Here is a 13,514-nt window from a genome sequence, read left to right as displayed (position 1 = left end):
ACGATCTCCGCAAAGGTCGGGAAGCGGGGGGCCGCGCGGCGTCGGGCCGGGCGGCGGGGCACAGCCAAGAATACCGGCCGCGCACGGCCGGCGACACTCGACTCAGCGCGTTTTGCCGTCGCGTTCACGCGCGACGAGCTGGTCGGCGATGCGCAGCACGTCGGTGAAGTCGTGGCCCATCACGCGGTAGCGGCCGTTGATCACCAGCGTCGGCGTGCCTTCCACGCCGCTGCGCTTGATGAACTGTTCGGCCTTGGCGATGCGGGCGGCGACGTCCGCGCCGTCGTAGGTCGCCAGGAACTTCGCCTGGTCGACGCCGTAACGTGCGTAGAACGGCGCGATCTCGCCCGGCGTGGCGTTGCGCAGCGGCAGCGAGCCGTCCGTGTGCAGCGCCAGGAACATCGCGTCGTGGCTCTTCTCCGCCACGCCCAGGACCTGCGCGGCGTAGTAGGCCTGCGCGTAGGGCTGCCACGAGCCGCCGAACGGCGCGGCCATCGGAATGAAGTTCACGACCTTCGCGTTCTTCTTCGCCCAGGCCGACACCGTCGGCTGGAAGTGCGCGCAGTGCGGGCAGGTGTAGCCGAACACCTCGACGACCTCGACCTTCCCCTTCACCGGCGCGAGCGGCGTGCCGCCTTCGATCACCTCGTAATCCGTGCCCTCCACCAGTGCCGGCTGCGGCGTGGCCGCGGCGGCGGCGAAGGGAAGCAGCGCGACGAATACCAGGAGCGATGGGAGCAGCGAACGGAGCAGCGGGCGGCGGGTCATCGGCGTTCTCGAAAGGGTGGGCCGGAAACTAAAGCGCCGGCCGTGGGGACACGGCCGGCGCAGCAGGGATCTGGAAGGTTCCGCCTCGGACCGCGGTCACCGGCGGAAGTTCACCGATCAGGAGCCGGTGGTCGGCTCGGCCGGCGTCGTCGGAGCAGCCGGTGCCGCGGCGGGCGCCGGAGCCGGGGCGGCCGGGGCAGCGGCCGGAGCCGGCGCGGCCGGAGCGTTGGCGACGGCGACGTCGTCGCGGCTCGGGTGCAGGCCCTGCAGGTAGCTCGACAGCGAACCGATTTCCTCGTCGGTCAGCTGCTTGGCCACGGCGGCCATGATGTTGAACAGGTGCGCGTCGCGCTGCACGGTCGTGCCGGCGCGGTATTCCTCCAGGCGGCGCTGCGTGTACGGCGCCTGCTGGCCGGCGATGTGCGGGTAGGCCGGGCCGGGGTTGCCGGCGCCGTCCGGGCCGTGGCACGCCATGCACGCCGGGATGCGGCGCGCCGCGTCGCCCGAGCGGAACAACTGCTGGCCGATCTCGAAGTACTTCTTGCCGGCATTCGGGCCGGTGGCGACGGCCGTGTCGTCGGCGACGCCCGCGCCGGCCTTCTGCGTGGCGAAGTAGGCGCCGATGTCGCGCGCGTCCTGGGCCGACAGCGCGTCGGCGAACGGCTTCATCACCGCCGCCATGCCGGTGTTGCGCTCGCCGGTCTTGAACAGGTGGATCTGGTTGGCGATGTAGCGCTCGCTCTGGCCGGCCAGGCGCGGGTACTGCGGATCGGTCGGATTGCCGTCCAGGCCGTGGCACGCGGCGCAGGTGCCCGCCTTGGTCGCGCCGGCCTTCGCATCGCCCCACACGGTCTTTTCCGGCGCGGTGTTCAGCGGCGCCTGCTGGACGGGCGCGTTGTTCGGGACCGGGGTGACGGTGGTCTGGGCATAGGCAACGGCGGCGGCCGCGAGTGCGACGACGCCGACAATGCCGAGGATGCGGGCTTGGCTCATGTAGCTGGGCTCCGGAACACAGATGAGGCGACCGCCGGGCGGACGCCGGAACCGCGGAATTATCGTCGGGCGTTCAGGGGCGGTCAACGCGCGCTGCGTGCCGAAAGCGGCCGCAGTCGTCGGTTTGGCGCGATCGCAGGGCAGAATTCCGATGCCTTCGCACGTCCGCGGCGGGGTTTCGCGCGCGCCGTGCGATCCTAATGCGATGGCCAATCCCTTCGTCCGCGCCCGCTACCTGCTGTCGGCGCACAACCACAAGCAGCTCCCGCCCGATGGCGCCTTCGAGGTCGCCTTCGCCGGCCGCTCCAACGCCGGCAAGTCGAGCGCGCTAAATGCGCTGTGCCAGCAGAATGCGCTGGCCCGTGTCTCCAAGACGCCTGGCCGCACGCAGCAACTGGTGTTCTTCGACATGACGCCGCCGGAAGTGGAGCCGCCGCGATACCTCGTCGACCTGCCCGGCTACGGCTACGCGAAGGTCCCGCAGGACCTGCAGGCGCACTGGCAGGCGTTCATCGACCAGTATTTCCGCACGCGCGAGGCGCTCAAGGGCCTGGTGGTGGTGATGGACATCCGCCATCCGCTCAAGGACTACGACCGCCAGATGCTCGGCTACGCGGTCGAACGCGGTCTGCCGGCGCACGCGCTGCTGACCAAGGCCGACAAGCTAGGTCGCGGGCAGCAGTCGCAGGCGCTGCATACGGTGAAGCGCGAGCTGTTCAGCGCGTTCGGGGATACGGTCAGCGTGCAGGCGTTCTCGGGCGAGTCCAAGCAGGGCGTGGACGAGGCGCGGGCGGTAGTGGCGGGGTGGCTGGGGTTGTCTGTCTAGCGATCTGGTGCGGGCGCTGGTGGTTGATGCGCGTTCGCCGGCAAGCACCTGCGCCGTCATCCCGGCGAAGGTCGGGAGCCGGGCCCGTAATTTTTGGGCACCCGATGGCGGGCGCGTACGCCTAAGCCCCTCTCCCATCGGGAGAGGCTTTGGGGTGAGGGGCAACGAAGCCGTATCGGTGAACGAACCTTCCCGCACAGTGCTGCGCGTTGTTGCGCGAAGTGCTTCAGGCGCAGAAGCAGGATGGATTCCAGCTTTCGCTGGAATGACGGTGACGTGGTTCAACAAGAAGGGAGTGCCCGAAAGCCGCGGGCCTGGATCCCGGCCTTCGCCGGGATGACGAGTTCGGACACGTTCCCGCGAATCCCGAATCCCGAATCCCGAATCCCGAATCCCCAAAAACAAAACCCCCGCCGATGCACCGGCGGGGGTTTGAGAGGCACCGCGGGAGGGCGGCTTAGAACTTGTAGTTCGCACCGATCAGGTAGGTGCGGCCCCACTCGATGTACTCCAGCGGGCGATCCTTCGTGCCGGCGTAGGTCTGGTACGGCGAGTTGGTGAGGTTGCTGGCTTCGAACAGCAGCGTCAGGCCGGCCAGGCTGCTCGCCTCGCCGAAGCTGTAGCTGATCTGCGCGTCCAGCTGGTCCTCGCCGACGACGTAGCGCAGCGTGCGGTTGCCGTCGAAGTTGCCGATCTCGCCGATGAAGTCCGAACGCTTGCGCTGGCTCACGCGGGCTTCGAAGCCGGCGCGCTCGTAGTACGCGGTGAAGTTGTACACCTCGTCCGACAGGCCCGGCAGGCTGATCGGATCGCTACCCACGCTGCTGGCGCTTTCCGGATCCAGGATCTCGATGTCGCTGTCGTTGAAGCTCGCGCTGGCGACGATGCCGAAGCCTTCCAGCGGGGCCCACAGCATGTCCAGCGGCAGCGACGCGCTCAGCTCGATGCCCTGCAGCTTGCCGCCCTTGCCGTTGTACGGCGCGGTGAAGTTGCCGATGGTCTGCGTCGGCGGCTCGTTCGGGCCCGGCACGTAGTCGGCGACGAACGCCGAGAAGTCGTAGTTGTCGTTGGTCTGCGTGTAGATGTAGCTGCGCAGGTCCTTGTAGAAGTACGCAGCGGCCACGTAGGCCTTGGTACCAAAGTACTTCTCGTACGAGATGTCGAACGCGTTGGCGCGCCACGGATCCAGTTCCGGGTTGCCGCCGCTGGCGCCCGGACGACCGGTGCTGGTGTCGACGCCGAATTCCAGCGACGCACGCAGCTGGTCCACGCGCGGACGCGCCACCTGGCGCGCGAGCGCCATGCGCAGCGTCTGGTCGTGCGGGAACAGGAACGCTAGGTTCATGCTCGGCAGGTAGTCGGTGTAGGTCTTGCCGTTCTCGTATGGCTGGACCTCGCTGCCCGGCGGCTGCGTGGAATCCCAGAAGTTCGCGCGCGAGGACTGGTCGGTGTGCTGGATCTGCACGCCGATGTTGCCGCGCACGCCGACCGAGCCCCACTCGGTGTCGATGTTGCCCTTGACGTAACCCGTGGTGAGCTTCTCGTCGACCGTCCACGCCTTCGGGATCAGGTAGGACAGGTTGTCCACCGGATTGAAGGTCATGTAGCGGTCCACGGCGCCCGGCACGTTCCACGCCGGGATGTAGCCCATGCCCGCGAAGCCCAGGTTCACCAGCCCGTACTGCAGGTCGCGCGCGATGGCGGTATCGCCCTGCGCGCCCAGGTTGATGTTGCCTTCCGGCTGGGTCTTCTGCTTCTCGCGATCGGCGTAGTTGATGCCGACGTCGATGTCCGACAGGAAGCCGCTGGCGAACTGCGGCGCGGGCAGCGCGGCGGCCAGCGTGTAGGTCTTCAACTCGTCTTCGACGCGCGGCACCTTGCCGTAACCGGAGCCGTAGATCGTGTTGGTGAGGAACAGCGTTTCCGGATTGGAGTAATCGCGACCCGGCACCAGCCACGAGAAACCGTTGCTGTTGTACGCCAGATTGAGATTGTCCAGCTGCAGGCGCGGAACCTGCTGCGTGTTGTTCTCCAGCAGCAGTTCCTCACGCTCGGCGCGCGACCAGCCGATGTCGGCCTTCACGCGGGCCAGGCCGACGTTGAAGTCGTTCGCCCAGCCGAACGCGTCGATCTTGTCTTCGCGCTTGCGGTACATGCCGCGCACGAGCGGATAGACGTTCACCGCCGTACCGCCCGTGAATGAGCCGTTCTCGTTCACCTGCGGATTGACGATCACCACGCGCGGATCGTTTTCACCGCCGCCGTTGTAACCCGACAGGTTCACCTCGAACTGGTTCGCGGTGTCTTCCTGGTCGGCCTTCGTGTGGAACAGGTCGAGCGTGCTGGTCCAGTCGTTGGACGGGCGGTACTGCACCGTCGCCATCACGGCGTCGCGCTCGATCTCGCCAGTGCGGCGCAGCGCCTTGATGCCGTCGGCGAAGAACGTGCCTTCCGGCACGCCGTTTCGGAAACGGTCGCCGTCCGGACCGGTCGTCGCGCTCCACGGCTCGTACAGGCCGACCTGGTTCTCCTGGATCGGCAGCTCGGTGTGCGAGTAACCGATCGAGAAGCCCAGCGTGCGGTCCATGAACTGGCCGATGTAGCTGGCGTTGATGCGGTTGCCATCGCCGTCGGCGTTGGCGGCATCGCCCAGCGAATTGCGCTGGTAGCGGCCGCTGACCGCGATCACCGGCTTGTCGTAGTCGAGCGGACGCACGGTACGCATGTCGATCGTGCCCGACAGGCCCTGGCCGACGAGGCCGGCATCGGGCGTCTTGTACACGGTCACGCCGCTCATCAGCTCGGCGGGGTACTGGTCGAACTCGACGCTGCGGTTGTCGCCGGTGGACACCATCTCGCGGCCGTTGAGCAGCGTGGTGGCGAAGTCGGGCGACAGGCCGCGCACGCTGATCACCTGCGCGCGACCGCCCACGCGCTGCGCGGACAGGCCGGGCAGGCGGGCGATGGATTCGGCGATGCTCACGTCCGGCAGCTTGCCGATGTCTTCGGCCGATACGGCTTCGACGATCGAGGTCGATTCCTTCTTGGTGTCGATCGAGGTCTCGATGCCGGCGCGGATGCCGGTGACGACGACCGAATCGAGCGTCTTGGTTTCATCCGTACGCGACGGCTCGCCCTGCGGCGATTGCGTGGCCACCTGGGCCTGCGCGCCGGCGGCGACCAGCATCGTTGCCGACGCGAGCGCCACGCTCAGCAGATTGCGCTTGAGTTGCATCTCCCCTCCCTCTCGAATCCGGTTTCTAATCGTTGTGTGTCGGCCCGCGTACGTCGCGACGGATGCCGCGCTCGCCGGGAGCCCGCGCCAGAGTCGGCAAGAAAAAACCGCTCAGGACGTAGCGGCGATGGTAGTTCGGCCCATCGCTGCACAAATTCCTTTGCATACGTATTCATCGGCTGTATGCGCGGGGAAAACCGCATGCAAGCGTTTTCCCGGCGCACGGAACTCCGCCCGCCCTGCGTGGCGGGAGCGGGTGTTGGGCGCTGGTCCGTCAGCGGCCGAGCAGGAACTGCAGCGGTACGTCGAGCCGGTCGCGCCAGGCGCGCTCGTTGTGCTCTGCGCCGGGGAATTCGCGGCTCATGAAGTCGCGGCCTTCGCGCCATCCCGCCTCGCGCAGGACGGCGTCCATGCGCTGCTGGTAGGGCGCGTAGCTCGCGTCGAGCGTCGCCGTGCCGTGGTCGAAATAGAACCGGTGCGTGCGACGCGCGGGCAGGTGCGCGGCGAGGTAATCGATCACTGCGCCGTCATTGGCGGGCCAGTGCGTCGACAGTCCGCCGGCCGCGCCGAAGACGTCCGGGTATTCGCTCATCGCATAGGCGGAAATCAGGCCGCCCAGGCTGGAGCCCATCACCAGCGTGTCCTCGCGCGACGGCTTCGTGCGGTACGTCGCGTCGATCGCCGGCTTGAGTTCGTCGACGATGAAACACAGGTAGCCGTCCGACAGCAGCTGCGCGCGCTGTTCAGGCGAAATCGCGTCGGCGGGAATGGCTTTCGCGGGCCAGTATTCGTTCGAGCGCAGCGGCGTGTTCGAGATCGCCACGACGATGGCCTCGCGCACGCGATGGGCGTCGATGAGCTTCGTCATCGTGCCGTCGACGTCCCAGTCGATGCCGGTGAACGACAGCGATGGGTCGAACAGGTTCTGGCCGTCGTGCATGTACAGCACGGGGTAACGGCGCTTGGGATGCGTCGCATACGACGGCGGCAGCCAGACGTCGACATTGCGCGAGGGAACGTGCGCCGAAGGCACGTCCTGGTAGCTGTCGACGCGACCGGTGGCCTGCAGCGCCGGCGCATTCACCGCATACGCCCAGCGCAGGAACACCGGCAGCATCCGCGCCCACGCCGCCTGTTCATGCTTGCCGTCGGGCAGCAGGTAAAGCGACGCGTCCGCACGCGTCGGCCTGGCCGCGTAGTCGTCGTTGGTGCTGTAACCGAGCTGCTTCAGGCCCTTCATGCCGCCGTTATCGGCGTTCCAGCCATCGAGCATGTCGCGCGTGTCGTCCACGGCGTCGTCGATGCCGTCGCCGTCGCGATCGGCGGCTTCCTCGGCCGTGCCCACGGCGAAAAACCATCGCGCGCCATTGCGCGGTTCGCTCGCGTCCACCATGTGCTGCGCCATGCGCGTGCGCTGCATGCTCGCGTTGTCGGTGGTATCCGACGCCGGCCAGAAGGACGGCGAGAACGCGCCGACGCGGCCGAAGATTTCCGGATACTGCCAGCCGAGGTTGAACGCGTTCAGCCCGCCGAGCGACCAGCCCAGGATCGCGCGCGCATCGGGCGTGGTGCGCGTGCGGTAGCGCGCGTCGATCGCCGGCACCAGCGTGTGCGCCAGCCATTCCGAATACGCGTGCGCGTTCGTGCCGATGCCGCCGTAGCGCGTCTTCGCAACGAGGTTCGCGCCGGCCTTGCGATCGGACAATCCGTACGCGCCCATGCGGTCGGGCGGCATGTCGATGGCGACGACGATCGGTGCGCGGATGTCGCCCGACACGATGAGTTGCTGCAGCGTTTCGCGCAGCTTCACCGCCTCGCGATCCTGCCCGTCGTTGACGTACAGCACGGGATAACGCCGCGTGCCCGTCGCGTAATCCGGCGGCAGGTAGACGGTCGTCTTCATGCCCTGCGGCGCGAACAATGTGGCATCCAGCGCGAACGGTTCGACGACGACGTCGCCCTGCACGGGCGCCGGCGAAAGCGGTTCCACCGCCGTGGCCGTCTGCGCGATCAGCAGTGCGAACGCGGCGCAGGCGAGGCGAAGGCGCATGGTCTGTCAGTCCACCCGCGCGTAGAAAACGCCGCGCGGCGGAAGGTGCAGCGTTCCGCCCTGCAGTTCACCGGCGCGCAGCCCGTGGTCGATCAGCGGGGTCGGCGTGCCGATCGACGCGGGTACGGCCCACGTCTGCGCGCTCGCGGAAAGATTGAACACGACCAGCAACGATTCTTCCGCGTCGCGACGCGTGAACGCGAGCACCGGCTCGTCCGCATCGAGGAACGCGATCTTGCCCGTCACCAGCGCCGGATGCGACTTGCGCCAGCGCAGCAGGTGGCGAACGCCGTTGAGCACCGAGTCGTCGCTCGCATCCTGCGCGGCGACGGTCAGCGCGCCGTGTTCGGCCGGCACCGGCAGCCACGGGCGCGTCATGCTGAATCCGCCGTGCGGCTGGTCGTTCCACGGCATCGGCGTGCGGCACCCGTCGCGGCCCTTGAAGGTGGGCCAGAACGTGATGCCGTAGGGATCCTGCAGCGCTTCGAACGGCACGTCGGCTTCGGTCAGGCCGAGCTCCTCGCCCTGGTAGAGGCACACCGAACCGCGGAGCGAACACACCAGTGCGACGAGCTGCCGCGCGAGGTCCGCATCGTACGCAGCGCCGGGATTCCAGCGCGTCACCGCGCGCTGCACGTCGTGGTTCGAAATCGCCCAGCACGGCCAGCCGTCGCGCATCTTCGCTTCGAGGTTCTCGACGGTGCCGCGGATGTACGCCGCGCTGGCGTCGTCGGTCAGCAGTTCGAAGCTGTAGCCCATGTGCAGGCGGCGATCGTTGACGTACTCGGCCATCGTCGCCAGCGAGTCTTCCGACGAGATCTCGCCGAGTGTCGTGGCGCCCGGATAACGGTCGAGCAATGCACGCAGTTGTTCGAGGAACGGGATGTTCTCCGGCTGCGTGTTGTTGTACCAGTGGTACTGGAACGCATACGGATTGTCCGGGCTGAAGCCGCGACCGGTGCGCAATTCCAGCGGTTTTGCCGGGTTGTCGCGCAGCTGCAAATCGTGGAAGCAGAAGTTGATCGCATCCAGGCGCAGGCCGTCGACGCCGCGGTCGAGCCAGAACTTCACGTTGTCCAGCGTCGCTTCCTGCACCGCGGGATTATGGAAATTCAGGTCTGGCTGCGAGGCCAGGAAGTTGTGCAGGAAGTACTGCTGCCGGCGCGGCTCCCACTGCCACGCGACGCCGCCGAACAGCGACATCCAGTTGTTGGGCGGCGTGCCGTCGGGCTTCGCGTCGGCCCACACGTACCAGTCGGCCTTCGGATTGTCGCGGCTTTCGCGGCTTTCCTTGAACCAGGCGTGTTCGATCGAGGTGTGGCTGAGCACCTGGTCGATCATCACGCGGATGCCGAGCGAGTGCGCCTTGGCGAGCAGGCGGTCGAAGTCGTCCAGCGTGCCGAACAGCGGATCGACATCGCGGTAATCGGCGATGTCGTAGCCGAAATCGGCCATGGGGGACTTGAAGAAGGGCGAGATCCAGATCGCGTCCACGCCGAGGCTGGCGACGTAATCCAGTCGCGCCTCGATGCCGGGCAGGTCGCCCACGCCATCGCCGTTCGTGTCCAGGAAGCTGCGCGGGTAGATCTGGTAGATCACCGCGCCGCGCCACCAGTTCGTCTGTCCTGCGTTGCTGCCTGCCGCCATCTGCCTTCCGTCCCCGACGCCGTCCTGCGTGTGTCTGCCGTGTCGTCCATGCCGAACCGGACGCGCGCCCCGGGCGCGCGATGGGGTGCACTATTCCACGGTGCGCCATCGCCGCGCATTGCCCCGGACCGCCGTTGGCCATGAATACGTATGCAGCCCGAACCCCCATCGCCCCCGCCGACTACCATGGGCCACCGAGTTGGGGACGCTGCATGAAACAAGCCCGCCCGGCGCCGTCGATGCGCCGCTCGCCACGTCTTGCGCCCGCCATCGCGATTGCGATCGCCGGTCTGGTGTCGGCCGGAAGTGCGCTTGCCGGCGATGCGGCCTGGCGCGATTCGATCGCGTGGCACGGCGCCAGGGCGCGCATGCAGGCCGACGGCGATGGATGGCGATTGCAGCCGAAGGCCGGCGATGCCATCGACATCGCCGCGCAGCCCATGAAGACGGATACCGCGAGCCCGATGTTCGATGGCCTGTTCGCACTCGCGCAGGCGGAACTGTCGAAGGCGCAGGTCGAGGCCATCTCCGACAACGCGTACGACAACGGCCGGCCGATCCCGTGCTCGTGTTTCGAGACCGGAGAGAAATGGCGCTACGTGTGGACGCGCGACCTGTCCTTCGCGGCGGACCTGTCGCTGGCGAAGCTCCGCCCGGAACGCACGCGCAATGCACTGCGATTCAAGCTCTCCGACCTGCGCGCCGGTGCGCCGCAGGGTACGTACGTGGTGCAGGACACCGGCTCCGGCGGCAGCTGGCCGATCAGCAGCGATCGCGTGGTGTGGTTCCTCGCCGCGCGCGGGCTGGTCGATGCGCCGTTGGGCGATGCCGACGCGAAGCGTTTCAACGATGAGGTCTGGCACGCGTTGACCGACACGCTCGCGCAGGATCGCGCGTTCGTCTTCGACCGGGAAACGGGCCTGTATCGCGGGGAAACCTCGTTCCTCGACTGGCGCGAGCAGTCGTACCCGCGCTGGACGGCCGACGACGTCGCGTTCATCGCGCAATCGTTCGCACTGTCGACCAACGTGCTGCATTACGAAGCATTGCGCCTGGGCGAACGCATGGCGCGCGAGCGCGGCGATGTGCGCGCGGACGAGTACGCGACGCAGGCGAAGGCGCTCGCCACGCAGATCGAGCGCCGCTTCTGGCGCGAGGATCGCGGCCTCTACATGAGCTACATCGGCACGGCGGCGCATCCGGTGCCCTTCGAAGCCTACGACCTGCTCGGCCTTTCGCTGCTGATCGACAGCGGCATCGCACCCGGAGCACGTGCGCGTCGTGCGCTGGCGACCTATCCGATGCTCGATTCCGGAAGCCCGGTGATCTGGCCGCAGCAGCCGGGCATCGCGATCTACCACAACCGCGCGATCTGGCCATTCGTCAGCGCGTACTCGCTGCGCGCGGCGCGCAAGGTGAACGACATCGCGCGCATCGAGCATGAGGTCCGTTCGATCCTGCGTGGCGCCGCGCTCGCCGGATCGAACATGGAGAACTACGAGCTCGTCACGCAGGCCGTGCACGTGGATGAGGGCGCGCTGAGCGGGCCGGTCGTCAATTCGCCGCGTCAGCTGTGGTCGGTGGCGGGCTATCTTGCGATGGTGATGGAAGGCGTGTTCGGGCTGGAGCCGGATGGCAACGTCGCGCCGAAGATCCCGGCGACGCTGGTGCCAATGCTGTTCGGCCAGCGCGACCGGATTTCGCTGCGGTTGCCCGATCGCGAAATCGTGCTGGTCCGGCCGGCGAAGATCGATGGCGATCTGCTCGTCGCGGGGAAGCGCGAACACAATGGTTCACGCGAAACGGTGCAGCTCGTTGCGCAACGCAGCGCCACGAAGGCGGCGACGCCGCCGCTCGACGCCGCCGCGTTCGCGCCGGCTTCGCCTGACGCGCCATCGATCGTCCAGTCCGGAAGCCGCTGGACCATCGACGTGCCTGTGAACCATCGCCTCTACATCGATGGCGCGCTGCGTTCCGACGTATCGCCGCAGGTCCGTACGGTGCAGCTGCCGCAGCAGGACGCGCAGCAATGCGCGAGCCTCGCGCGCGTCGAACACGGCATCGAATCGCTGCACTCGCCCACGCGTTGCATCGGTGTGGACATCGCCATAGACGGCGCATGGCCGCGCAGCTGGCGCGCACCGAAGGCCGGGCGTTATGCCGTCAGCGTCGACTTCACCAACACGCACGGCCCGATCAACACCGGCATCACCGCCGCGGTGAAGACGCTGGTCGCCGCGTGCGACGGCGTCGAAGAGCGGCGCGGCACGCTGGTGATGCCGCACGGCGCGGCGCGTCAGCGCTCCAGCGCGGTCGTCGTCGACGTGCCCGCCGGCGCGACCTGTCGCTTCACGTTGCGCGACGGCGTCAACATGTCCTATCTCACCCACAACGCCCGCTACACCGGCGGCGCCGGCGGCATCGACGGTCCCCTCAACGACGCCACCCTCGGCGCGCTGCACGCCGTTCCGCTGCGTACCGCCCAACAGGAGAAGTCAGCGCGATGAGCACGAAACCGCAGCTGTCGTTCTGGCAGATCTGGAACATGTGCTTCGGCTTCCTCGGCATCCAGTTCGGATTCGCCCTGCAGAACGCCAACGTCAGCCGCATCTTCCAGACGCTGGGCGCGAGCATGGACGACATCCCCATGCTGTGGATCGCCGCGCCGCTAACGGGGCTGATCGTGCAGCCCATCGTCGGCTACCTGTCCGACCGCACGTGGACGCCGCTGGGTCGTCGCCGACCGTACTTTCTGGTCGGTGCCGTGCTGGCGACGCTGGCGCTGTTCTTCATGCCGAACTCGCCCACGCTGTGGATCGCCGCCGGCCTGCTGTGGGTGCTCGACGCCTCGATCAACATCTCGATGGAGCCGTTCCGCGCGTTCGTGGGCGACCAGTTGCCGACGTCGCAGCGCGCAAGCGGCTATGCGATGCAGAGCTTCTTCATCGGCGTGGGTTCGGTGATCGCGAGCCTGCTGCCGTGGGTCCTCGCGAAAGCCGGCGTCGGCAACACCGCCGGCCCCGGCGAAGTGCCGGATACCGTGCGCTACGCGTTCTATTTCGGCGGCGCGGTGCTGCTGCTCTCGGTGGGCTGGACGGTGCTGCGCACGCGCGAGTACGCGCCGGAGGAACTACGCGCGCATGACACGACCGTGCGCATGCCCGCGAGCGAGTTCGACGGCGCACGTGCGCGGCTCAGTGGCGTGGCGTGGCTGCTCGCGGGCGTGATCGGCGCGCTGGCCGTGTGGCGGTTCGCGCTCGACAAGCAGCTGTACATCCTCGCCGGACTGCTCGCCGGCTACGGTATCGCGCTGATCGGCGCCAGCGTCATGCGGCGCGATCGCGCGCTGGCGCAGATCGTCGGCGACCTGCACGACATGCCGGCCGAAATGCGAAAGCTCGCGGTCGTGCAGTTCTTCTCGTGGTTCGCGTTGTTCGCGATGTGGATCTACACCACCGGCGCGGTGACGCAGGTGCATTTCGGCAGCACCGATACCGCGTCGACCGCATACAACGAAGGTGCGAACTGGGTCGGCGTGCTGTTCGCCGCGTACAACGGCTTCGCGGCCCTCGCGGCGATCGCGATTCCGCTGATGGTGCGGCGCCTCGGCCTGCGCGTGAGCCACCTCATCAACGTGACGCTGGGCGGGCTCGGCCTGCTGTCGTTCCTGGTGATCCGCGATCCGCAGTGGTTGCTGCTGTCGATGGTCGGTGTCGGCTTTGCATGGGCGTCGATCCTTTCGCTGCCGTACGCGTTGCTGTCCGACAGCGTGCCCGCCGCGAAGATGGGCGTGTTCATGGGCATCTTCAATTTCTTCATCGTCATCCCGCAGCTGGTGGCGGCGAGCCTGCTCGGCTTCCTGCTCAAGCATTTCTTCGGCGGCGCGCCGATCCACGCCTTCACCATCGGCGGCATCAGCCTGATCGTCGCCGGCCTGTGCGTGCTGCGCGTGCAGGAGCCACGCGTGGCTGCTGTCGCCGCTACCGGTCATTGAG

The 13,514-nt window shown here is 67.7% G+C and carries 8 protein-coding genes; 3 read left to right on the top strand and 5 right to left on the bottom strand.

Translation table 11 applies throughout. The annotated features are described in order from the left end of the window. Nucleotides 1-102: 102 nt before the first annotated feature. Complete coding sequence (locus ABIE51_RS19020) at nucleotides 103-768, bottom strand: thiol:disulfide interchange protein DsbA/DsbL (RefSeq protein ID WP_192632659.1); 666 nt, start codon at nucleotides 766-768, stop codon at nucleotides 103-105. Nucleotides 769-885: 117 nt separating this feature from the next. After that, entirely contained in the window at nucleotides 886-1,761 is an 876-nt protein-coding gene (locus tag ABIE51_RS19015; protein ID WP_192632660.1) for a c-type cytochrome, read from the bottom strand. Between the two features lie 205 nt (nucleotides 1,762-1,966). Between ABIE51_RS19015 and yihA the strand changes: the two genes are divergently transcribed. After that, on the top strand, nucleotides 1,967-2,587 hold the full coding sequence (gene yihA / locus ABIE51_RS19010) for a ribosome biogenesis GTP-binding protein YihA/YsxC (protein WP_115842091.1): 621 nt from the start codon (nucleotides 1,967-1,969) through the stop codon (nucleotides 2,585-2,587). Nucleotides 2,588-3,044: 457 nt separating this feature from the next. On the opposite strand, the gene ABIE51_RS19005 is transcribed toward yihA, so the two are convergent. From ABIE51_RS19005 to ABIE51_RS18995, 3 genes are all read right to left on the bottom strand, one after another. Continuing rightward, entirely contained in the window at nucleotides 3,045-5,822 is a 2,778-nt protein-coding gene (locus ABIE51_RS19005; protein WP_192632661.1) for a TonB-dependent receptor, read from the bottom strand. A gap of 274 nt (nucleotides 5,823-6,096) precedes the next feature. Next, nucleotides 6,097-7,872, bottom strand: a complete 1,776-nt coding sequence (locus ABIE51_RS19000; protein WP_192632662.1) for an alpha/beta hydrolase-fold protein — start codon at nucleotides 7,870-7,872, stop codon at nucleotides 6,097-6,099. Between the two features lie 6 nt (nucleotides 7,873-7,878). Further along, on the bottom strand, nucleotides 7,879-9,519 hold the full coding sequence (locus ABIE51_RS18995) for an alpha-glucosidase family protein (protein WP_192632663.1): 1,641 nt from the start codon (nucleotides 9,517-9,519) through the stop codon (nucleotides 7,879-7,881). Between the two features lie 212 nt (nucleotides 9,520-9,731). Here ABIE51_RS18995 and ABIE51_RS18990 point away from each other — a divergent pair, with 212 nt between their 5' ends. Together ABIE51_RS18990 and ABIE51_RS18985 are read left to right on the top strand one after the other, a co-directional pair. Beyond that, the gene (locus ABIE51_RS18990) at nucleotides 9,732-12,026 is read left to right on the top strand and encodes a glucosidase family protein (RefSeq protein WP_354504733.1); all 2,295 of its coding nucleotides are present in this window, start codon (nucleotides 9,732-9,734) and stop codon (nucleotides 12,024-12,026) included. Then, the gene (locus tag ABIE51_RS18985) at nucleotides 12,023-13,513 is read left to right on the top strand and encodes an MFS transporter (protein ID WP_192632664.1); all 1,491 of its coding nucleotides are present in this window, start codon (nucleotides 12,023-12,025) and stop codon (nucleotides 13,511-13,513) included. The genes ABIE51_RS18990 and ABIE51_RS18985 overlap by 4 nt, the downstream gene beginning before the upstream one ends. Nucleotide 13,514: the final 1 nt, after the last annotated feature.

Origin of the sequence: Lysobacter sp. OAE881 (assembly GCF_040546665.1) — a bacterium.
Taxonomy (GTDB): domain Bacteria; phylum Pseudomonadota; class Gammaproteobacteria; order Xanthomonadales; family Xanthomonadaceae; genus Lysobacter_J; species Lysobacter_J soli.
Note: the sequence above shows the minus strand (reverse complement) of the source record. Positions and strands in the feature narration are given on the sequence as shown.